Consider the following 22388-nt stretch of genomic DNA (forward strand, 5'->3'; position numbering starts at 1 on the left):
TGTTTCGGCGGCGTGAGCCGAACCGGGTACGGGGCAGACAGTCGGCGGTAGGGGGACGGGCGCGGATGGCGCAGCCGGCCGGCAACGGCGGTGAAGACGGATGGGTGCGCACCCTGGCGGTGCGCGCGGCCGCCGGCTTTCGCGCCCGTCGCGCCGGCCGATGCCCTGCCCTCATGACTCGCACCCTTTCGGTCGGCGCCCGCCTGGTCCGCGCCCTTGCGGCCGGCGCTGCTGTCGGCAGGACAGGGCCCGCGGCGCCCGTTCTGGCGGTTCCCGTCCTTATCCTGCCGGTTCAGGCGCGGGCCTCCGACCTCGTCGGCGAGGCGGCGCGCAATTTCGCCGCGCTCGATCCCGGCACGCTGGTCGGCCTGTCGCTGGCGCTCGGCCTGCTGGCCTTCGCCACCACCACCGCCATCGTGCATGTGCGCTTCCGCCGCGCCGCCGGTGCGCGCGAGACGGCGGCCTTCGGCGAGATTTCCCGGCTGGAAGCCCAGATCGAGGAAGGCCGCGCGCTGCTGATGGCCGAGCCGCAGATCGTCGTGGTGTGGCGCGATCCGGGCGCCGACCCGGAGATCATCGGCAACACCCCGGCCTTTACCGGCGTCGCCGCGCCGGGGCGCATCCTCGCCTTCGGCAGCTGGCTCACCGCCGGTTCCGCCCGCGAGATCGAGGCGGCGGTCGACCTGCTGCGCGCCCGCGGCACTCCGCTCGCCGCCGCGCTGGTCACCCAGGACGGGCGCTATCTCGAGGCCGACGGACGGCCGGTGGGCTCGGCGGTGGTGCTGCGCCTGCGCGACATTACCGGCGTGCGGCGCGACCTCGCCCGGCTCGCCGAGGCGCATGCGGCGCTGGAGGGCCAGACGCGGGCGCTGCGCAACCTGCTCGACGCCGTTCCCGCCCCCGCCTGGATCGCCGACCGCGGCGGCCGTCTCGCCTGGGGCAATGCCGCCTATGTGCATGCGGTGGAGGCGCGCGACGTCCGCGACGCGGTCGGCCGCGACCTCGCCCTGCTCGACGCCACCGGCCGGCGGCAGGCGCTCGACGCCCATGCGCAGGGCCGCCCGTTCCATGCCCGCCTGCCGGTGGTGGTGGCCGGCAGCCGCCGCGTCGTCGACGTGATGGAGGCGGTGATAACCGACGGCACCGCCGGCATCGCCCTCGACGCCACCGAGGAGGAGCGCGTGCGCGCCGAGCTCGCCCACGCGCTCAGTGCCCATCGCCGCACCCTCGACCAGCTCTCCACCGCGGTGGCGATCTTCGGCGAGGACAAGCGGCTGGTCTTCCACAATGCCGCCTATGCGACGCTGTTCGACCTCGACCCGGCCTTTCTCGACGAGCGGCCGAGCGACGTCGCGGTGCTGGACCGGCTGCGCACCGCCCGCCGCCTGCCCGAGCAGGCGGATTTCCGCGCCTGGCGCGCCGACCTGCACGAGGCCTATCGCAGCATCGAGCCGAGGGAGCACTGGTGGCACCTGCCGGGCGGGCGCACGCTGCGCGTGGTCACCGCGCCCAATCCCGAGGGCGGCGTCACCTATCTCGCCGACGAGGTCACCGAGCGCCTCGCCCTGGAGAGCCGCTTCAACGCGCTGACCCGCATCCAGAGCGAGACGCTGGACGCGCTGGCCGAGGCGGTGGCGGTGTTCGGCAGCGACGGGCGGCTCGGCCTCTCCAACAGCGCCTTCCGCCGGCAATGGGGGCTGGAGGCCGCCGCGCTGGCCGGGCATCCGCATATCGACGCGGTGGTCGACGCCTGCCGGGCGCTGTCGCCGGGCGATGCGGCCTGGAGCCGGCTGCGCGCGGCCGTCACCGGCATCGAGGCGCGGGTGCCGGCCGCCTTCCGGCTGGAGCGGGCGGACGGGATGATCCTCGACGGCTCCACCCAGCCGCTGCCGGATGGCGGCACGCTGGTGACGCTGCGCGACGTCACCGACAGCGTGCATGTCGAGCGGGCGCTGGTGGAGCGCAACGAGGCGCTGGTCGCCGCCGACCATCTCAAGAGCACCTTCGTCAGCCACGTTTCCTATGAGCTGCGCTCGCCGCTGACCACGATCATCGGCTTCGCGCAGCTGCTCGACGATACCGGCATCGGCCCGCTGAACGAGCGCCAGCATGCCTATGTGAACCACATCACCGAGAGCAGCGCCGCGCTGCTCGCCATCATCAACGACATTCTCGACCTCGCCACCATCGATGCCGGGGCGATGACGCTCGACCTCGCCGATGTCGACGTGCGCGGCGCCATGGACGCGGCGGCCGAGGGCGTGCGCGACCGGGTGGTGGAGGGCCATCTCACGCTTTCCATCGAGGCGCCGGCCGGCGTCGGCAGCTTCCGCGCCGACGCCAAGCGGGTGCGGCAGGTGCTGTACAATCTCCTGTCCAATGCGGTCGGCTTTGCCCCCTCCGGCTCGACGGTGCGGCTCACGGCCGAGCGGCGCGGCGGCGAGGTGGTGTTCCATGTGCGTGACGAGGGGCCGGGGATCTCGCCGGAAATCGGCGCACGGATGTTCGACCGCTTCGAGAGCCACACGTCCGGCTCGCGCCATCGCGGCGTCGGGCTCGGCCTGTCGATCGTGCGCTCGCTGGTCGCCCTGCATGGCGGCGCGATCAGCATCGGTCCGGCGCCGGGCGGCGGCACGCTGGTGACCTGCCGGTTCCCGCTCGACAGCGGGGCGGCGCAGGTGGCGGCGGAATAGTGGCGGGGCAGGCGATGGGCGAGGCGCATATTCCCGGATCGCAACCTGCAGGCACCCCCGTGCACTGGAGCGTGGTGCTGCCGGACGAGTACGCCACCGGCCGGCTCGCCATGGACCTCGCCGCGGCGCTGGTGCCGGGTGACCTCGTCGCCCTCGAGGGCGATCTCGGTGCCGGCAAGTCGACGCTGGCGCGGGCGCTGATCCGCTCGCTCGCCGACGACCCCGACCTCGAAGTGCCGAGCCCGACCTTCAACCTCGTGCAGACCTACGACCTGCCGCGCCACCGGCTGGTGCATGCCGATTTCTATCGGCTCGGCGACAGTTCCGAGCTGGAGGAGATCGGCTGGGACGAGCTTGCCGACGGTTCCATCGCGCTGGTGGAATGGCCGCAGCGGGCGCCCTCGGTGCTGGCGGTGCCGAACCGGCTGGAGCTGCGCCTCGCCCTGGCGCCGGAGGCGAGCGCGACGACGCGCCGCGTGCGGATGATGGCCTATGGACGGGTGGCGGACGCGCTGCGCCGGATGAAGGCGATCCGCTCGCTGATCGACCTCGCCGGCTTCGGCCCGGCGCGGCGCAAGCATCTGCAGGGCGACGCCTCGACCCGCGCCTATGAGCGCCTGGTCGGCAAGACCCGCAACGCGGTGCTGATGAACGCCCCGCGCCGGCCGGACGGGCCGCCGGTGCAGGGCGGCAAGCCCTACAGCGCCGTCGCCCATCTCGCCGAGGACGTGAAGCCCTTCGTGGCGCTGGCCCGCGGCCTGGCGGCACGTGGCTTCTCGGCGCCGACCGTCTATGCCGCCGACCTCGCCGCCGGGCTGCTGGTGATCGAGGATCTCGGCGACGAGCTGGTGGTGGGCGGCAATGAGGCTGGTTTGCCGCCGGCGCCGATCCGCGAGCGCTACGAGGCGGCGACCGACGTGCTCGCGGCGCTGCACGGCATGGAGCTGCCGGCGACGCTCACCGTCTCGCCCGACCACGACCACAGGCTGCCGTCCTACGACCTGCCGGCGCTGCTGATCGAGGTGGAGCTGCTGCTCGACTGGTACATCCCCCATCGCGGCGGCGCCAGGGTGAGCGAGGCGCTGCGCGCCGAGTTCCGCGCGCTGTGGAGCGAGGCGCTGGCCGGCTCGCTGGCGCAGAAGCCGACCTGGGTGCTGCGCGACTACCATTCGCCCAACCTGATCTGGCTACCGGAGCGCGAGGGGCTCGCCCGCGTCGGGCTGATCGATTTCCAGGACGCGGTGATGGGGCCGCCGGCCTATGACCTCGCCTCGCTGGCGCAGGACGCCCGCGTCGACGTGCCGGAGGATCTGGAGCTGGCGCTGCTCGGCCGCTACATCCGCAACCGGCGGGTGGAGCCGGATTTCGACATGCGCAGCTTCGCCGCCTCCTATGCGGTGATGGGCACGCAGCGGGCGACCAAGATCCTCGGCATCTTCGCCCGGCTGGATAAGCGCGACGGCAAGCCGCGTTATCTGCGTCACATCCCGCGCATATGGACCTATCTGCAGCGTGGCCTCGCCTTCACCGACCTCGCCCCGCTCAAGGCATGGTTCGACCGGCATGTCCCGGCCCCCGATCTGCCGACACCGGCTCCGCCGGCCCCCGACATGTCGGCATCGGTTCCGCCGGTGCCGGATCAGCCCGCCATCGAACCGCCCGTCCCGCAACCGAGCCAGCCGCAGACGACATGAGCCCGATCCGCAACGCCATGGTGCTCGCCGCCGGCCTCGGCACCCGCATGCGTCCGTTCACCGACGACCGCCCCAAGCCGATGGTCGCGGTCGACGGCCGGATGCTGATCGACCATGTGCTCGACCGCCTCGCCGATGCCGGGGTGGAGACGGCGGTGGTCAACCTGCATTATTTCGCCGACCTGCTGGAGGAGCATCTCTCCGGCCGCACGGCGCCGCGGATCATTTTCTCCGACGAGCGCGACCAGCTGCTCGATACCGGCGGCGGCATCCGCAAGGCGCTGCCGCTGCTCGGCGACGCGCCGTTCGTCTCCATCAATTCCGATACGATCTGGATCGAGGGCATCCGCCCCAACCTGCCGAGCCTGATCGCGGCGTTCGACGCCGGGGAGATGGACGCCATATTGCTGGTGGCGGCCAGCACCGGCTCGGTCGGCTATGACGGGCGCGGCGATTTCGCGATGGACGGCGACGGTCGCCTGACGCCGCGCGGCGAGCGGACGGTGGCGCCCTTCGTCTATGCCGGGGCCGCGGTGCTGGCGCCGGCGCTGTTCGATGGCACCCCGGAAGGGCCGTTCTCACTGGTGAAGCTGTTCAACCGCGCATCCGAGGCCGGGCGCCTGTTCGGCCTGCGGCTGGAAGGGGTGTGGATGCATGTCGGCACGCCGGAGGCGATCGGCGAGGCCGAGCTCGCCATCAGCCTGTCGACCGAGTGAGGCGGGCGCCGGGAGCGGGCGGCGGGGAGGCGACCTTGCAGGTGGGCGAGCCGCGACTTTTCACCATACCGCCCTCGGCCCCCTTCCTACCGGTGCTGGCCGACGCGCTGCTCGACGGCGTGTTGGTGCCCGGCTTCGCGCCGCGCGGCGACCCGATGGCGCTGGCCTCCGCCACCGTCTACCTGCCCACCCGTCGCGCCGGCCGCCTGTTCGCCGAGGAACTGCGCGCCCGCATGGGGGGCACCACGCTGCTGCCGAAGATCGTGCCGATCGGCGATGTCGACGAGGACGCGCTGGTGTTCTCCGAGGAGAGCGCCGGACCGCCCAGGGCGGTGGCGCCGACGACGCGGCGGCTGGCGCTGGCCAGCCTGGTCGGGGCGTGGCGGGCGGCGCTGAAGGACGATGACGGGCGCGGCGCGGTGGCTTCGGGGCCGGGCGCCGGGCTGGCGCTGGCCGACGCGCTGGCGCGGCTGATCGACGAGATGGCGGCGCAGGAAGTGCCGTGGTCGCGGCTCGACACGCTGGTGCCGGGCGAGCACGACCGCTACTGGGACATGGCGCTCGATTTCCTCAAGATCGCCCGCGATTTCTGGCCGGCGCAGCTCGCGGAGCTGCGCGCCGTCGACGCCTCGGTGCGGCGCGACCGGCTGATCGACGCCGAGGCGGCGCGCTTGACGGCGCTGGGAGCGGCGGCCCCGCCGGTGGTGGCGGCCGGCTCCACCGGCTCGATGCCGGCGACCGCGCGGCTGCTCGGTACCGTCGCCCGGCTGCCGCATGGCGCGCTGGTGCTGCCCGGCCTCGACACGCATATGAACGGGGACGACTGGCGCTCGCTCACCGACGAGGCCGCCGCCGCGCCCAGCCATCCGCAATATGGGCTGGCCCGGCTGCTCGCCGGCATGGGCGCCCGGCGCGGCGATGTCGTGGCGCTCGCCGCGCCGGCCGCGCATGGCCGCGAGGTGCTGCTTTCTGAGGCGCTGCTGCCGGTGGAGGCGACGCAGGGCTGGGCGACGCTGTCGGCACGGCTGCCGGACGCAGCGCGGTCGGCGGCGCTGGCGCGGGTGACGCTGGTCGAGGCCGACGACGCGCGCGAGGAGGCGCTCGCCATCGCCCTGGTGCTGCGCGAATCGCTGGAGGAGGAGGGGCGGACGGCAGCGCTGGTCACCCCCGACCGCGACCTCGCCCGCCGCGTCGCCGCCGAGCTGCTGCGCTTCGGCATCGCCATCGACGATTCCGCCGGCGAGCCGCTGTCGGAGAGCGGTCCCGGCCGGCTCGCGCGGCTGGTGGCCGATGCGTCGGCCGAGCGGCTGGCGCCGCTCACCCTCGCCGCGCTGCTGCGCCACGACCGGGCGCGTTTCGGCCTCGCGGCCGGGGCGCTGGCTGCCGCCGTGGACGCGCTGGAGCTGATGGTGCTGCGCGGCCCGCGTCCCGCCGCCGGCGCCGAGGGGTTGATGCGCGCGGTGAAGGCCTTCGATCCGAAGGACTGGCACCGCGACGACCCGCGCCATGGCGTGGACGAGGACCGCCGCGCGCTGGCCGCCGATCTCGCCCGGCGCATCGGCGCGGCGCTCGGCCCGCTGCTCGTGCTGGGGCCGGGCGCGCATGCCTTCGCCGATCTCGCCGCCGCCCATCGCGCGGCGGTGGCGGCGGTGCTGCGGGGCGGGGACGAAGCCGGGCCGGCCGAGCCCTTGCTCGCCAGGGCCTTCGACGATCTCGCCGCCGGCGCTCCCTGGGCTCCGGCGATGAGCCTTGGCGATTATGCCGCCGCCCTGCCGCACCTGCTGGCCGATGTGCCGGTGCGCCCGGCTTTCGACGCCGGCGCAAGGCTGCGCATCTTCGGCCCGCTGGAGGCCCGCCTCGTCCCGGTCGACCGGGTGGTGCTCGGCAGCCTGGTCGAGGATGGCTGGCCGGCCTCGGTGCAGCCGGACCCGTGGCTGAGCCGGCCGATGCGCGCGGCGCTCGGGCTCGACGTGCCGGAGCGGCGCATCGGCCTTGCCGCGCATGATTTCGCGCAGGTCTGCGGCGCGCGCGAACTCGTCCTCACCTATCCGCGCAAGCTCGGCGGCGCGCCGACCGTGCCCTCGCGCTTGCTGCAGCGGCTGGCGGCGGTGAGCGGCAGGACCGAATGGGACGCCGCCCGCGCCCGCGGCGAGCGCTGGCGGCGGGTGGCGGCGGCGCTGGATGTCGAGTCCGCGCGCGAGCGTATCCGCCGCCCGGCGCCGACGCCGTCGGTGGAGTTGCGCCCGCGGCGGCTGAGCGTCACCGAGATCGAGACCTTCCTGCGTGATCCCTACGCCATCTACGCCCGCCATGTGCTCGGCCTGCGACCGCTTGATCCGCTGGACACCCCGCCCGGCGCCGGCGAGCGCGGCACGGCGATCCACGCGGCGCTGGGCGACTTCGCCAAGGCGCACCCGCAGGGGCTGCCCGCCGATGCCGAGGCAAGGCTGCTTGCCTTCGGCCGACAGGCCTTCGCGCCGCTGGAGGCCTTCCCGGCCGAGCACGCGCTGTGGTGGGCGCGGTTCGTGAAGCTGGTGCCGCTGGTCGTCGCCTGGGAGCGCGGCCGGCGCGGCGGGCTCGACCGCGTGATCGCCGAGGCCGGCGGGCACCTGCTGCTGGAGGGCACGCGCGGGCCGTTCCGGCTCAACGCCTATGCCGACCGCATCGAGCAGCGACGCGGCGGCGGCCTCGCCATACTCGACTTCAAGACCGGCGCGGTGCCGACGGCGAAACAGACGCGCGCCAACTACTCGCCGCAGCTGCCGCTGGAAGCGGCCATCGCCCGGCGCGGCGGCTTCGAGAAGGTGCCCGGCGAGCCGGCGCTGGAACTGACCTATGTGAAGCTCGGCACCTCCGGGCTGAAGGAGATTTCCGCCGTCGACAAGGATTCCACCCCGCTCGGCCTCGCCGATGACGCGCTGGAGCGGGTGACCGCGCTGGTGCGGGCGTTCGAAAACCCGGCCCAGCCCTATCTGGCGCTGCGCCGCACGCTGTTCCGCGGCCGCTCCGGGCCTTACGACCATCTGGCGCGGGTGAAGGAATGGTCGGTCGGCGAGGAGGAGGGCGGCGAATGAGCGAGGCTCCCTCGATCCCGGCGGCGGTCGGCGCCGCCACCGCGCTGCAGACCCATGCCTCCGACCCTGGCCTGTCGGTGTGGGTCTCGGCCAATGCCGGCGCCGGCAAGACCCATGTGCTGGCACGCCGGGTGATCAGGCTGCTGCTGCGCGGCGTGGCGCCGGGCAAGATCCTCTGCCTCACCTATACCAAGGCCGCCGCCGCCAACATGGCGAACCGGGTGCTGGCGATCCTGCGCGACTGGGCGGTGATGAACGATACCGACCTCGACAAGGCGATCCTTGCCGCCGATGGCGGCGATCCGGTGCAGCGGCGGGCCCGCGCGCGTTCGCTGTTCGCACTGGCGCTGGAGACGCCGGGCGGGCTGAAGATCCAGACCATCCACGCCTTTTGCGGGCATCTGCTGCGCGCCTTCCCGTTCGAGGCCGGGGTGCCGGCCGGCTTCCGGGCGATGGAGGACACCCAGCGGCTGGAGCTGCTCGCCCTGGTGCGTGCGCGCATCGTGCAGGACGCCGCCGGCGCGCCGGACACGCCGCTCGGCCGCGCCTTCGAGCTCATGGTTGGCGAACTTGCCGATAGCGGGCTCGACGAACTGCTCGCCGCGCTGCTCGACGCGCCGGACGCGCTGGATGCCGGTATCGACGATCTCGCCCGCCTCGCCGGGCTGGATCTGGTCGAGGCCAGCCAATCGATTAGCCGGCGCATCGTCGCGGAGGCGCTGATCCCGCGCGAGGCCTGGCCCGGCATGGCGCAGGCCTTGATGGAGGCCGGCGGCAACGCCGCCCGGCGCGGCGAGGCGCTCGCCCGCGCGGCGGCCGCGCCGGAGGACGAGGTCGCCGACACCTATGCCAAGGTGTTCCTCAAGGACGATGGCAGCGCCTATGCCGATTCCTCGCTCGGCAGGGCGGATTTGCGCCGGAGCTTCCCGCAGCTCTGGGAGGAGCGCGACCGCCTCGCCGTGCTCGGCCCGCGCCTCGCCGCCGCCCGCGTCGTGGAGCGCAGCCTCGCGGCGCTGGAGCTCGGCCGCGCGGCGCGGCGGCTCTACGAGGCGGAGAAGGCGGCGCGCGGCATGCTCGACTTCGCCGACCTGGTCGCCGCCGCGCGCCGGCTGCTCGGCTCCGGCGCCTCGTCCTGGGTGCATTACAAGCTCGACCGCGGCATCGACCATGTGCTGCTCGACGAGGCGCAGGACACCAGCCCGGACCAGTGGGAGGTGATCCAGCCGCTGGTGATGGAATTCTTCGCCGGTGAAGGAGCGCATTCATCGCCGCCCGACGCGCCGCGCACCCTGTTCGTGGTCGGCGACGAGAAGCAGTCGATCTTCTCCTTCCAGGGCGCCGACCCGCGCCGCTTCGATGCCATGCGCGAGGAATTCGTCCGGCTCGCGCCGCCGGACCTGTTCGCGCATGTGAAGCTGCAGCATTCGTTCCGCTCGGCGCCCGGCATCCTCGCGGCGGTGGACGAGGTGTTCTCGCGCGAGGAGGCGTATCGCGGGCTGACCGCCTTTGCCGAGCGCACCGTGCATGTGCCGATCCACGCGCAATTGCCGGCGCGGGTGGAGATCTGGGAGCCGGAGGCGCCCGGCGAGCAGATCGAGGTCGACGCCTGGCAGCGCCCGCTCGACGCGCCGCGCCATGACGATCCGGTGAGCCGGCTCGCCGACAAGATCGCCGGCCATGTCCGGGCGCTGATCGAGGGCGGCGCGCCGGTCGAGGACCGGCACGGTCCGCGTGCGGCGCGCGCGGGCGACTTCCTCATTCTGGTGCGCCGGCGCGGGGCGCTGTTCGAGGCGGTGATCCGCGCGCTGAAGCAGGTGGGCGTCGCGGTGGCCGGCGCCGACCGGCTGGTGGTGGCCGAGCATATCGCGGTGATGGACCTCGCCGCGCTCGGCGAGGCGCTGCTGTCGCCCGACGACGAGCTGTCGCTGGCGAGCGCGCTGAAGAGCCCGCTCTTCGGCTTCGACGACGAGGACCTAGTCGCGCTGCTGCCGAACCGCACGGCGCGGCTGATCGACGAATTGCGCCGCCGCGGCGATGAGCGCCCGCACTGGCGCGCCGCTCTGGCCCGGCTCGACCGGCTGCGGCCGGAGGCGGCGGCGCTCAGGCCGTTCGACTTCTATGCCCGCGTGCTCGGTCGCGAGCGCGGCCGGGCCTTGATGCTGGCCCGGCTCGGGCCGGAGGCGGCGGACGCGCTCGACGAGATGCTGGCCATCGCCCGCGCCTATGAGAGCGCCGAGGCGCCCTCGCTCGCCGGCTTCCTCGCCTTCCTGCGCGGCGGGCAGGCGCAGGCCAAGCGCGACATGGAGGCCGGGCGGGACCAGGTGCGAGTGATGACCGTGCATGGCGCCAAGGGGCTGGAGGCGCCCCACGTCATCCTCGCCGATACCACTTCCGGCCCGCAGAAGGGCACCCGCGGCGGCCTGCTGGCGGGGAGCCGCGCGAATGGGGCCCGCGCCTTCCTCCTCGCCCCGCGCAAGGACGAGGACACCCCGGCGATGCGCCGGCTGCGCCAGGGCGCCGAGGCCGGGCTGATGGATGAATATCGCCGGCTGCTCTATGTCGCGCTCACCCGCGCCGAAAGCGCGCTGGTTCTGTGCGGCGCCGACGGCAAGCGCAGGCGGCCGCCCGATTGCTGGTACGACGTGGTGCGCACGGCGCTGGAGCCGGAGAGCCTGCCGGCGCCGGCCATCGGCTTCGAGGGCACGGTGCTGCGCTGGCGGGGGACGCCGGAGCCGGCATCGCCGGGGGCGCGCGCGCCTCTCGCCCCGCCCGGCGATGCCGAGGCGGAAGCCGCGCTCGCCCGTCGTCTCGCCCTGCCGGTCGGCCCTGCCGTGGCTCGTCCGCGCCTGACGCCGTCGCAGGCGACGCCTGCCGTCACCCCGGAACAGGCGGCGATGATGGCGCGCGGCGCATTGCTGCACCGGCTGTTCGCCGCGCTGGCGCCGTTGCCGCCCGGCGAACGCGAGGCTCCCGGCCGGCGGCTGCTGGCGCTCGCCGATGCGGACGAGGCGGGCGAGGCCCTGCTCGCCGAGGCGATGGCGACGCTGGCTCTGCCGGCACTCGCCGCGCTGTTCGCGCCGGGCAGCCTCGCCGAGGTGCCCCTGGTCGGCGAGCTCGACGACGGCACGGCGGTGAGCGGCCGCATCGACCGGCTGGCGGTGGCCCCGGACCGGGTGATCGTCGCCGATTTCAAGACCGATCGCCGGGTGCCGGCCGCCCTCGCCGCCGCCCCGCCGGCCCACCGTACGCAGATCGGGCTCTATGCGCGGCTGCTGGCCCGGCTCTATCCCGGCCGGCGCATCGAGCCGCTGCTGGTCTATACCGCCGGCCCGCTTGTGCTGGCCTTGCCGGCATCCGGGCTGTGGACGGCTGGGGACGGGCTCACGTCGCCGTGACGCCGCCTTGACGCGGGGCGGGGGCGATACCTACCTTGCATCCAACTTCATTCCCCTTTCGGGGGGATTCGCGGAAAGGTTACGCCATGGGCGTCGAAAAAGTGTCGGATCAGTCGTTTGATTCCGACGTCATCAAGTCTTCCGAGCCGGTGCTGGTCGATTTCTGGGCCGAGTGGTGCGGTCCCTGCCGCATGGTCGCCCCGGTGCTCGACGAGGTCGCCGGCGAGCTCGCCGGCAAGCTGAAGATCGTCAAGCTCAATGTCGACGAGAACCCGGCCGTCGCGTCCAAATACGGCATCATGTCGATCCCGACCCTGCTGCTGTTCAAGGACGGCCAGCTCGCCGCCCGCCAGGTCGGCGCGGCCCCCAAGGCCAAGCTGGTGCAGTGGATCAACAACTCGATCTGAGCCGGCCCGAGCCGTCTTGACCGATGCACGCCCCGGAACGGTCCGCCGCTCCGGGGTTTTCTTTTGCCGCCTTTGCTTCCAGCTTCCTACGGCATCAGTGCCTCGAGCTCCGCGAACAGCGAAGCCGGCACCTCGATGTCCTCCTCAAGACTGCGGGCGCGGGCCTTCAGCCTCCGCTCGCCCGGCAGCCGCACGCCCGGCTGGCGGGCAAGGGCGAAGACCTGCTCCGCGCTCGTCCTGTCCGCCTCCCCCGCGCGCCCGAGGATCTTGGGGTCGAGCGCGAGGATCAGCTCGCCGCCGAGCGGCGGGCCGCCGTCGCCATTCTCGATCTGCTTCGCCTGCCGGCTGGTGAGGTCGCCGATCAGCGGCCCGGCGATCAGCTCGACCATCAGCGACAGCGCCGAGCCCTTGTGGCCGCCGAATGGCAGCAGCGCCCCGGCGAGCGCCGCTGTGGGGTCGGTGGTCGGCGCGCCGTCCGGCCCGACCGCCCAGCCTTCCGGGATCGGCTCGCCGGCGCGGCGCTTCAATTCCACCTCGCCGCGCGCCGCCGCGCTGGTGGCGAAGTCGAAGATGAAGCCTGCTTCGTTCGAGGCATCGTCCTGCGGCCGCGGCCAGCCGAAGGCGATCGGGTTGGTGCCGAAGGCCGGCGCCGCGCCGCCGGCCGGGGCGACGCAGTGCTGGCCGATGGTGAAGGCGAAGGCGGCGAGCCCGCCCGCCACCAGATCCTCGATATCCGCCCATAGCGCCGAGAAATGGTAGCAATCGTTGATCGCCAGCGCGGCGATGCCGAGGCCGTGCGCCGCCTCGGCGAGCGCCGGCGTGCCGAGCTCGATGGCGAGGGGAGCGAAGCCGCGCTTCGCCTCCACTCGCAGCACCGCCGGCGTGACGCGGGTCAGTTCCGGCACGGCGTGCGGATCCGCCTTGCCGCTGCGCAGCGAGCCGACATAGCCGATCAGCCGGTACAGCCCGTGCGAATGGCAATCGTCCGCCTGCGCCCGCACCACCGAGCGCGCCACCGCCTCGGCATGGGCGGCGCCCAGCCCGTTGGCCGCGAGCAGGACGCGGGCGAAGTCGCGGGCCTCGTCGAGGGTCAGGCGCACCGGCGGCGCGTTCACGGGGCCGTCTCCCGCACCGAGCGGTCGAGCACGCCGACCAGCGCCAGCTGGACGTCGCGGACATGGGCTTCGAGAAAGGCGCAGGCGCGCGCGACATCGCCGGCGCGGCTGAGCGCGACCAGCTCGGCATGCTCCGCCATCGCCTTCTGCATGCCGGCGGTGCCGCTCAGCTGCACGCGGGTGTAGCGGTCGCTCGCCTGCAGCAGCGTGTGCACGATGGCGAGGGTGCGCGGCAGGCCGGCGCGCGCATAGAGCGCCATGTGGAACTCGGCATTGAGCTGGCCCCAGCGGCTGACGTCGTGCACGCGGGTGGCCTCGATGACCTGATCGTGGATCGCCTCGATGCGGGCGATATCCGCCTCGCCGAGCCGCGGCAGCGAATGGGCGAGCAGGCGCGGCTCCAGCAGGCAGCGCAGCTCGAACACGTCGTTGATCTCGTCCAGCGAGAGCTCGGCGACCACGGCGCCTTTCTGCGGGATGATCCGCACCAGCCCCTCGGCGTCGAGCTGGAACAGCGCCTCGCGCAGCGGGATGCGGCTGACGCCGTACACCTCCGCCAGCGCGTCCTGCCGCAGCTGGGTGCCGGCCGGATAGGTGCCGTCGAGAATGGCGTTGCGCAACTGGTCGAGGATCGCGGCCGAGAGCGTGCGGTGCTTGATGAGCGGGGTCATGGCTTGCGACGCATTCCTCCGCCGGCCGCCCCGGCGGCGTCCGGCAATGCATTGGGACCGATTCGCCGGCGACGGTACATCGCCGCGCGTGGCTCCCCGCGGTCAAAATAACGCGGAAGGCATATTGACGGATATAATTTATAAAATCTACGATCACCGCAAGTAAGGCGAAAAAGCCGGAGCGGGAATTCGGGCATGTCTCAGACCAGCGGCCGTCATGGCGGCGCGGGGAGCCTGTGGCGCGGAGGCTTCGGGCTCCTGACCACGGCCTCCGAAGCCGTGCTGTGGGTGGAGAGGGTGGCCATCGGCGCGCTGATGGCGCTGCTCACCGGCCTCATCCTGCTCAACGTCGTCACCCGCTACACCGGGTTCCCGCTCTATTGGGTCGATGAATCGGCGATCTACACCGCGGTCTGGCTTACCTTCATCGGTGCCTCCGCCATGTCGCGGCTGCGGCTCGATTTCTCGATGACGCTGCTGACCGATCACCTGCCGCGCGGCGGGGTCAAGGCGGCGCGCACCATCTCCACCCTCTCGATCCTGGCCTTCGGCCTGTCGCTCGCCGTCATGTGCTGGATGTGGATGGACCCGGTCGGCATCGCCTCCGCCGGCTTCGACGGGCGCGAATATGGCGGGGCGACGTTCAATTTCCTCTATACCGAGCGCACGCAGACGCTGAACTGGCCGAGCTGGATCGTCTATCTGGTGATGCCGATCTTCGCGCTCACCCTCACCCTGCACAGCCTCGCCAATCTCCTGGAGGATCTGGGGCTGGTTCCCCCGCCCACGCGCCGGGATTTCGGCATCTCCAGCGCCGGGGAGATCGGCTGATGCTCACCAGCGCGGTCTTCGTGTTCGTGATGCTGGTCGGGGTTCCGATCGGCATCGCCATCTGCATCACCGGGGTTGTGTTCATCGCCGCGTCCGGCAATCCGGTGCTCTACCAGAGCTTCCCGATGCAGATGTTCGGCAGCGTCGACAATTACGGGCTGATCGCCATCCCGCTGTTCATCCTCATCGGCGAGATCATGAATGGCGGCGGCATCACCCGGCGCATCGTCGACATGACCATGGCCTTCGTCGGCTCGGTGAAGGGCGGGCTCGCCTATGTGAACCTGCTCGCCAACATGTTCATCTCCTCCATTCTCGGCTCGGCGACGGCGCAGGTCGCCATCATGGCGCAGATCATGGTGCCGGAAATGGAACGCAAGGGCTACGACAGGACCTTCGCCGCCGGGCTCACCGCCTATGCCGGCATGCTGGGGCCGATCATCCCGCCCTCCATCATGTTCGTCATGTACAGCGTGCTGGCGCAGGTGCCGGTCAGCGACATGCTGATCGCCGGGATGATACCGGGCGTGCTGCTCACCGCCATGTTCTGCGTCGTCGTCGCGCTGATGGGCTTCTTCCATTACGACTATCCGCGCGCCGACCGGGCATCCTTGCGCGAGCGCGCCCGCACCGTGCTGGTCTGCGCGCCGACGCTGCTCATCCCCATCGTCATCGTCGGCTCGATCATGACCGGCCTCGCCAACGCGACGGAATCGGCGGCGGTGGGCGCCGTCGCCTCCACCCTGATCGGCCGCTACGTGACGCGGGAGATGACCTTCCGCGACCTGCCGGCGATGTTCCTGCGCGCCGGCATCTATTCCGGCATCGTGCTGTTCCTGGTGGCGGCGGCCGGGGTGCTGTCCTGGGTGCTGGTCTTCGCCCGCATTCCGCAGGACGTGGCGGTGTGGATCCAGTCCGTCGCCACCGGCCCGATCAGCTTCATGCTGCTGGTGAACGTCATCCTCCTGGTGATCGGCACGGTGATCGACGGCGCGCCCGGCCTGATCATGACGGTGCCGATCCTGCTGCCCATCGCCACCGAGGTCTACCACATCGACCCGATCCAGTTCGGCGTGGTGGCGGTGGTGAACCTGGTGCTCGGCTTCCTGTCGCCGCCGGTCGGCCTGTGCTTCTTCGTCGCCGCGGCGGTCACCGGCGCCAAGCCGGGCCGGATGTTCGTCGTCACCCTGCCGTTCTTCTTCGCCGCCTGCGGGTTGCTGATCCTGTTGTCGCTGTTCCCGTGGCTGTCGACCGCCCTCGTCCGATAATCCTCCAGAGCCAGAAGGAACACGTCATGCTGTCACGCCGCCGCTTCCTCGCCGCCACGGCAGCGGGTGCGAGCCTATCGGTCGCCGCTCCCGGCCTGCTGCGCGCCCAGGCCCGCGAACTGCGCCTCGGCATCATCACCCCGCCCGGCCATCCCTGGAACAACGCGGCCCTGAAGGTCGGCGAGACGCTGAAGGAGAAGACCGGCGGCAAGCTCACCCTCACCGTGTTCCCGGCCGGCCAGCTCGGCAACGAGGGCGCGATGCTGCAGCAATTGCAGACCGGCGCGCTCGACTTCGCCTTCCTGCAGGCGGGCGAGGTCGGCAACCGGGTGCCGAACATCGCCGCCATCATCGCGCCCTATGTGGTGCGCTCCACCGCCGCGGCCGCCAAGCTGGTGCAGCACCCCATCGCCACGCAGATGCTGGAGCCGCTGCCGAAGGAGGCCGGCGTGCTCGGCCTCGGCTGGGGCATCACCTCGATCCGCGCGGTGTTCTCGGCCAAGCCGATCGAGACCATCGGCGATCTCAAGGGCATGAAGCTGCGGATCAACACGACGCCGGCCTTCCGCGACTTCTACCAGCTGCTCGGGGCCGCCCCGACGCCGATCCCGACGCCGCAGGTGTTCGACGCCATGTCGAACGGCCAGGTGGACGGGCTGGAGGCCGATCTCGACTTCTCCTGGAACCAGCGCTTCGACAAGGTGTCCAAGGTGATGATGCGCATGAACGCGGTGTTCATGCCGATGATCGCGCTGGCCTCCGGCCGCGCCTGGCAGCAGTTCTCCGCCGAGGAGAAGGCGCTGATCGCCGAGGCGATCAAGGCGGCGCTGGCGGTGCAGGTCGAGGAGACCGTCACCAACGAGCCGAAGCTGGTGACGAATTTCGAGGCGCAGCCGATCAAGGTGATCGTGCCGCCGGCGGAGGATTCGGCGCCGATCATCGTCGAATACGACAAGATCTGGGTGCCCAAGGCGCCGATCCTGCCGGAGCTGCGCAAGATCGGCGCCAGCCTCTGAGGCCTGAAGGGCAGCAAGCCGGGCGGCTCGCCCGTCCGGCGTCGATCTCCCGGAGACGGTCGCGTCGTCAGCCGGCGAGGTCGACGACGCTCTCCACCGTCGAATCCGCCTTCAGCCGGTAGATCACCGGCACGCCGGTGGCGAGCTCGCGCTTCATGATACTCGCCGGCGTGTGGTTCTCCAGCACCATGATCAGCGCCCGAAGGCTGTTGCCATGGGCGGCGACCAGCACGCGGTTGCCCTGCAGCACCTTGGGCAGGATCTGCGTCACGTAATAGGGCAGGGTGCGTGCCACCGTGTCCTTCAGGCTCTCGCCGCCGGGCGGGGGCACGTCATAGGAGCGGCGCCAGACGAGCACCTGCTCCTCGCCCCATTTGGCGCGAGCATCGTCCTTGTTGAGGCCGGAGAGGTCGCCATAGTCGCGCTCGTTCAGCGCGAGGTCGCGGGTGATCGGCAGGTCGGTCTGGTCGAGCTCGGCCAGCGCCAGGTCCAGCGTCTTCTGCGCGCGGGAGAGCGCCGAGGTATAGGCGAGGTCGAACCGGTAGCCTTCCGCCTTCAGCCGCTTGCCCGCCGCCTTGGCTTCCTCGACGCCCTGCGCCGTGAGGTCCGGGTCGCGCCAGCCGGTGAACAGGTTCTTCAGGTTCCACTCGCTCTGGCCATGGCGGACGAGCACGAGAAGGCGGTCGGACATCGGCGGGTCTCCGGGTGAGGGCAAAGATGTTTCGGCGAATTGGGGGGACGGCCGCGCGAGGCGGCCGCGGTCCGGTGGATTATCTAGAAATCGGTGAGGTCGAGCACGTCGATCATGGAATAGCGGCCGGGCTTGCGCCCGCGCGCCCAGCGGGCGGCGGCGAGCGCGCCGCGGGCGAAGATCATGCGGTCCTCGGCCTTGTGCGCCAGCTCGATGCGCTCGCCGGTGCCGGCGAAGATCACGTTGTGCTCGCCGACCACCGAGCCGCCGCGCAGGGTGGCGAAGCCGATATCGCCGGCCCGGCGCGCGCCGGTATGGCCATGGCGGGCGAACACGCCCTGCGCGCCGATATCGACCCCGCGCCCTTCCGCCGCCGCGTGCCCGAGCAGCAGCGCGGTGCCGGAGGGGGCGTCGACCTTGGCGCGATGGTGCATCTCGACGATCTCGATGTCGAAATCCTCGTTCAGCGTGCGGGCGACCCGCCGGGTGAGCGCCGCCAGCAGGTTGACGCCGAGGCTCATATTGCCCGACTTGACGATGGCGGCGTGGCGCGAGGCGGCGTCGATCTTCGCCTCGTCCTCGCCCGAGCAGCCGGTGGTGCCGATGACGTGGACGATGCGCGCCTGCGCCGCCAGCGCCGCCAGCGCGACGCTTACCGCCGGCACGGTGAAGTCGATCACCCCCTCGGCCTGAACCAGCAGCGGCAGGGCGTCGTCGGTCACCTCGACGCCGAGATGCGGCAGGCCGGCAAGCTCGCCGGCGTCGCGGCCGAGATTGTCGCTGCCCGGCGACACCACCGCCCCGGCAAGGGCGAGGTCGGGCGCTTCCGCCACCGCCCTGATCAGCGCGCGGCCCATGCGCCCGCCGGCGCCGACGATGACGAGCCGCATCTGCGACATGGTGCGAGGCACTCCCTTATGTCCGCTTGCGGTATAGCGGGCCGGGCCTGCCACGAAAAGTGCTTGTTCGCACGTCATTCTCGCTCGTCTCGCGATGCCGCTTGACGGGCACGCCGCGCGCCGGTAAAGCTCGCGCAACTTTACGAAGGAGCGGCGCCGACATGCGCAACAATATTATCCTTATCGTAGGACGGCGCGTCGCCGCGGAGCTTGCCTGACGGCATCTCCGCCCAACGGTGACGCGCGAAAACGGGCCCCTGACGGGGCCTTTTGATTTTCCGGGCCGGGCCGGACCAAGTCACACGCGGCAGGCGCTACCCCGGCAGGGTATTCGCAGGCAGGCACTTCGCAGGAACGAGGAAACGACCATGATGCGCGAGATGACCGGCGCCGAAATGGTGATGCAGGCCCTGATCGATCAGGGCGTCGAACATATGTTCGGCTATCCCGGCGGCGCCGTGCTGCCGATCTACGACGCCATGTTCCACCAGAACCAGGTCCGCCACGTGCTGGTGCGCCACGAGCAGGGCGCGGTCCACATGGCGGAGGGCTATGCCCGCTCCTCCGGCAAGGTCGGCGTCGTGCTCGTCACCTCCGGCCCCGGCGCCACCAATGCGGTGACCGGCCTCACCGACGCGCTGCTGGATTCCATCCCGCTGGTCTGCATCACCGGCCAGGTCCCGACGCATCTGATCGGCTCGGACGCGTTCCAGGAATGCGACACGGTCGGCATCACCCGGCCCTGCACCAAGCACAATTACCTGGTCCGCGACGTCAACGATCTCGCCCGCGTCATGCACGAGGCGTTCTATGTCGCGCAGAACGGCCGTCCCGGCCCGGTGGTCGTCGACATCCCGAAGGACGTGCAGTTCGCACGCGGCCTGTATGTCGGCCCCGAGAACATCCAGCACAAGACCTACCAGCCGCGGCTGAAGGGCGACGGCGAGAAGATCCGCCAGGCGGTGGAGCTGCTGGCCAAGGCCAAGCGGCCGGTCTTCTACACCGGCGGCGGCGTCATCAATTCCGGGCCGGAGGCGAGCCGCCTCCTGCGCGAATTCGCCCGCCTGTCCGGCCATCCCGTCACCTCGACGCTGATGGGGCTGGGCGCCTATCCGGCCTCGGACAAGCAGTGGCTCGGCATGCTCGGCATGCACGGCACCTATGAAGCCAACATGGCGATGCATGATTGCGACGTCATGCTGTGCGTCGGCGCGCGCTTCGACGACCGCATCACCGGCCGCCTCGACGCCTTCTCGCCGGATTCGAAGAAGATCCACATCGATATCGACCCGTCCTCGATCAACAAGAACGTCAAGGTCGACATCCCGATCATCGGCGACGTCAAGCACGTGCTGGAGGACATGCTCACGCTCTGGCGGGCGATGAAGGTCGAGCCGGACCGCCGCGCCATCGCCTCCTGGTGGGGACAGATCGACCGCTGGCGCGCCCGCAAGTCGCTGTCGTTCCAGAATTCCAGCGAGGTGATCAAGCCGCAGTTCGCCGTGCAGCGACTCTATGAGGCGGTGAAGGACAAGGACGTCTACATCACCACCGAGGTCGGCCAGCACCAGATGTGGGCGGCGCAGCACTTCCCCTTCGAGGAGCCGAACCGCTGGATGACCTCCGGCGGCCTCGGCACCATGGGCTACGGCCTGCCCGCCGCCATCGGCGTGCAGGTGGCGCATCCCGGCAGCCTCGTCATCGACATTGCCGGCGAGGCCTCGATCCAGATGTGCCTGCAGGAGCTCTCCACCGCGCTGCAGTTCAACCTGCCGGTGAAGATCTTCGTGCTGAACAACGAATATATGGGCATGGTGCGCCAGTGGCAGGACCTGCTGCATGGCGGGCGCTACTCGCATTCCTATTCGGAATCGCTGCCCGATTTCGTCAAGCTGGCCGAGGCCTATGGCGGCGTCGGCATCCGTTGCTCGAAGCCGGGCGACCTCGACGGCGCCATCCAGGAGATGCTGGCCGTCGACCGGCCGGTGCTGTTCGACTGCCTGGTCGACAAGATGGAAAACGTGCTGCCGATGATCCCGTCGGGCAAGCCGCATAACGAGATGATCATGCCCGATCATCCCGAGGCGCTGGACGAGGCCATCAGCGAGGAAGGCAAGATGCTGGTGTGAGGCGGGCTGGGAACGCTCCGTCATGCCGGCTCTTCCTTTCCCTCTCCCCATTGGGGAGAGGTGGCCCGCCCACGGGTCTCGCCGATGGCGAGCCCGAGGACAGGCTCCGCGGGTCGGTGAGGGGCCGGACGATTGCGGAGCCTTGTAGACCCCTCACCCTAACCCTCTCCCCGTCGGGGAGAGGGAGCCTGCCGCTCTTTCGTCCCGCGCAGCTTTTCACTCGCTTTCCGAGCACCCCATGCCCCCCGTCAATAACGAACCCGCCGAACGCCACACGCTGTCCCTCCTCGTCGACAACGAGCCGGGCGTCCTCGCCCGTATCGTCGGTCTGTTCTCCGGCCGCGGCTACAATATCGACAGCCTCACCGTGTCCGAGGTCAGCCAGGAATCGCATCGCTCGCGCATCACCATCGTCACCACCGGCGCGCCGATGATCATCGAGCAGATCAAGAGCCAGTTGGAGCGGCTGGTGCCGGTGCATCGCGTCGTCGACCTCACCTTCACCGGCAAGGCGGTGGAGCGCGAGCTCGCGCTGATCAAGGTTCGCGGCAAGGGCGAGATCCGCCAGGAAGCCCTGCTGATCGCCGACAGCTTCCGCGCCCGGACGGTCGACACGACGCTGGAGAGCTTCGTGTTCGAGATCACCGGCAAGCCCGAGAAGATCGACCAGTTCGTCTCGCTGCTGGCGCCGCTCGGCCTCGTCGAGGTCTCGCGCACCGGCGTCGCCGCCATCGGCCGCGGCCCGGAGCCGATGTAAGGGGCGGGCCGGGCGACGCGGCTGCGGCGCTCGCATGCCAGAAGCCCGGCCGTAATGACGCAGGCCTCCCCGGCGATGGCGCCTTTCCCCCTCTCCCCGTCGGGGAGAGGGTTGGGGTGAGGGGGGCTCGCGGTTTCCCCCAGGGCGCGTCCGCTCGCCGACCCGCTTCGGTCTCCGCCGGAGGGGAATTACGGGTCGGCCCCAGGGTGGCGTTCCTCCACGATGGCGTTCCTCCGCGAGCGGTTCGGCCGAGGGGAGCGCCGGCAAAAGTGCCGCCCGGCGCCTTGTCGCCGCTTGCGGAGCGTTCGGCTCTCCTGTAGGAGGGAACCGTAACGTACGGTACGGAAATTTCCACGGACATGGCGACGATCCCCGACCAGGGCGGCGACGAGCTGACGGCGCGGCAGCAGGCCGTGCTGGACGCCGTGCTGACGCTGATGGTCGAGCAGGGCGGCGAGGTCACCATGACCGCCGTCGCGCGCCGCGCCAGCTGTTCCAAGGAGAGCCTCTACAAATGGTTCGGCGACCGCGACGGGCTGCTGACGGCGACCGTACGCTGGCAGGCTTCCAAGGTCCGCGCCGGCAATTACGACCGCCAGAAGCTCGACGCCCTGGCGCTGAGGGACAGCCTGATCCGTTTCGCCGCCAACTGGCTGTCGGTGATCTCCAGCCCCACCTCGATCGCCCTCAACCGCTTCGCCATCGCGCAGGCGGGCGCGCGGGGCAGCAATCTCGGCGCCATCATGCTGGCGAACGGGCGCTTCGCCATCGGCGAGCGGCTGAAGCCGGTGCTCGATGCCGGGCGCGAGGCCGGGCTCATCGCCTTCGACGACACCGAGACCGCCTTCCGCACCTTCATCGGCCTTGTCGGGCGCGACGTGCAGATCCGGCTCCTGCTCGGCGACGCCCTCCCGCTCGCCGCGCCGGAGATCGAGCGCGACGCCGCCCGCGCCACCGACCAGTTCTTCTTCCTCTACGGCCCGGACCATACGGCGCCCGGCCGCACCAAGACCAACGCGTGACACACAGGAG

The 22388-nt window shown here is 71.3% G+C and carries 16 protein-coding genes; 12 read left to right on the forward strand and 4 right to left on the reverse strand.

What is annotated here, in order from left to right; translation table 11 throughout:
- Nucleotides 1–65: 65 nt before the first annotated feature.
- The 6 genes from AC1RU4_RS12280 to trxA all read left to right on the forward strand — a co-directional run bounded on the left by AC1RU4_RS12280 (nt 66) and on the right by trxA (nt 11979).
- Nucleotides 66–2693, forward strand: a complete 2628-nt coding sequence (locus AC1RU4_RS12280; protein WP_492891381.1) for a sensor histidine kinase — start codon at nt 66–68, stop codon at nt 2691–2693.
- A gap of 14 nt (nt 2694–2707) precedes the next feature.
- A complete protein-coding gene (gene tsaE, locus AC1RU4_RS12285) occupies nt 2708–4387 on the forward strand; it encodes a tRNA (adenosine(37)-N6)-threonylcarbamoyltransferase complex ATPase subunit type 1 TsaE (protein WP_492891382.1) in 1680 nt (559 codons plus the stop codon).
- On the forward strand, nt 4384–5103 hold the full coding sequence (locus tag AC1RU4_RS12290; protein WP_492891383.1) for a nucleotidyltransferase family protein: 720 nt from the start codon (nt 4384–4386) through the stop codon (nt 5101–5103). Before tsaE ends, AC1RU4_RS12290 begins: the two co-directional genes overlap by 4 nt.
- A 41-nt stretch (nt 5104–5144) precedes the next feature.
- Complete coding sequence (gene addB, locus AC1RU4_RS12295; RefSeq protein WP_492891601.1) at nt 5145–8177, forward strand: double-strand break repair protein AddB; 3033 nt, start codon at nt 5145–5147, stop codon at nt 8175–8177.
- Nucleotides 8174–11572, forward strand: coding sequence for a double-strand break repair helicase AddA (gene addA, locus AC1RU4_RS12300; RefSeq protein ID WP_492891384.1), 3399 nt, complete (start codon nt 8174–8176; stop codon nt 11570–11572). The genes addB and addA overlap by 4 nt, the downstream gene beginning before the upstream one ends.
- An 86-nt stretch (nt 11573–11658) precedes the next feature.
- A complete protein-coding gene (trxA, locus tag AC1RU4_RS12305) occupies nt 11659–11979 on the forward strand; it encodes a thioredoxin (RefSeq protein ID WP_492891385.1) in 321 nt (106 codons plus the stop codon).
- 86 nt (nt 11980–12065) lie between these two features.
- On the opposite strand, the gene AC1RU4_RS12310 is transcribed toward trxA, so the two are convergent.
- Together AC1RU4_RS12310 and AC1RU4_RS12315 are read right to left on the reverse strand one after the other, a co-directional pair.
- Nucleotides 12066–13094: an Ldh family oxidoreductase gene (locus AC1RU4_RS12310; protein ID WP_492891386.1), complete on the reverse strand. Its 1029-nt coding sequence runs from the start codon at nt 13092–13094 to the stop codon at nt 12066–12068.
- Nucleotides 13091–13765: a GntR family transcriptional regulator gene (locus AC1RU4_RS12315; RefSeq protein ID WP_492891387.1), complete on the reverse strand. Its 675-nt coding sequence runs from the start codon at nt 13763–13765 to the stop codon at nt 13091–13093. The genes AC1RU4_RS12310 and AC1RU4_RS12315 overlap by 4 nt, the downstream gene beginning before the upstream one ends.
- A gap of 195 nt (nt 13766–13960) precedes the next feature.
- On the opposite strand from AC1RU4_RS12315, the gene AC1RU4_RS12320 reads away from it, so the two are divergent.
- Genes AC1RU4_RS12320 through AC1RU4_RS12330 form a run of 3 tightly spaced genes read left to right on the forward strand, consistent with a single transcriptional unit; the run spans nt 13961 to nt 16880 of the window.
- Nucleotides 13961–14596 carry a TRAP transporter small permease gene (locus AC1RU4_RS12320; RefSeq protein ID WP_492891388.1) on the forward strand — a complete coding sequence of 212 codons (636 nt, stop codon included), beginning with the start codon at nt 13961–13963 and terminating at the stop codon, nt 14594–14596.
- On the forward strand, nt 14596–15864 hold the full coding sequence (locus tag AC1RU4_RS12325; protein WP_492891389.1) for a TRAP transporter large permease: 1269 nt from the start codon (nt 14596–14598) through the stop codon (nt 15862–15864). The genes AC1RU4_RS12320 and AC1RU4_RS12325 overlap by 1 nt, the downstream gene beginning before the upstream one ends.
- Nucleotides 15865–15890: 26 nt before the next feature.
- Nucleotides 15891–16880 carry a TRAP transporter substrate-binding protein gene (locus AC1RU4_RS12330; protein WP_492891390.1) on the forward strand — a complete coding sequence of 330 codons (990 nt, stop codon included), beginning with the start codon at nt 15891–15893 and terminating at the stop codon, nt 16878–16880.
- A gap of 67 nt (nt 16881–16947) precedes the next feature.
- On the opposite strand, the gene AC1RU4_RS12335 is transcribed toward AC1RU4_RS12330, so the two are convergent.
- Together AC1RU4_RS12335 and dapB are read right to left on the reverse strand one after the other, a co-directional pair.
- Complete coding sequence (locus tag AC1RU4_RS12335) at nt 16948–17571, reverse strand: 2,3-bisphosphoglycerate-dependent phosphoglycerate mutase (RefSeq protein ID WP_492891391.1); 624 nt, start codon at nt 17569–17571, stop codon at nt 16948–16950.
- An 83-nt stretch (nt 17572–17654) separates the two neighbouring features.
- Complete coding sequence (dapB, locus tag AC1RU4_RS12340) at nt 17655–18470, reverse strand: 4-hydroxy-tetrahydrodipicolinate reductase (RefSeq protein ID WP_492891392.1); 816 nt, start codon at nt 18468–18470, stop codon at nt 17655–17657.
- Nucleotides 18471–18838: 368 nt separating this feature from the next.
- Here dapB and AC1RU4_RS12345 point away from each other — a divergent pair, with 368 nt between their 5' ends.
- The 3 genes from AC1RU4_RS12345 (at nt 18839) to AC1RU4_RS12355 (ending at nt 22378) form a co-directional block, all read left to right on the forward strand.
- Nucleotides 18839–20599, forward strand: coding sequence for an acetolactate synthase 3 large subunit (locus AC1RU4_RS12345; protein WP_492891393.1), 1761 nt, complete (start codon nt 18839–18841; stop codon nt 20597–20599).
- A gap of 238 nt (nt 20600–20837) precedes the next feature.
- The gene (ilvN, locus tag AC1RU4_RS12350; RefSeq protein ID WP_492891394.1) at nt 20838–21356 is read left to right on the forward strand and encodes an acetolactate synthase small subunit; all 519 of its coding nucleotides are present in this window, start codon (nt 20838–20840) and stop codon (nt 21354–21356) included.
- A gap of 359 nt (nt 21357–21715) precedes the next feature.
- Entirely contained in the window at nt 21716–22378 is a 663-nt protein-coding gene (locus AC1RU4_RS12355) for a TetR/AcrR family transcriptional regulator C-terminal domain-containing protein (RefSeq protein ID WP_492891395.1), read from the forward strand.
- Nucleotides 22379–22388 lie beyond the last annotated feature (10 nt).

The organism is Ancylobacter sp. GW821-FHT10E12, from assembly GCF_058809335.1.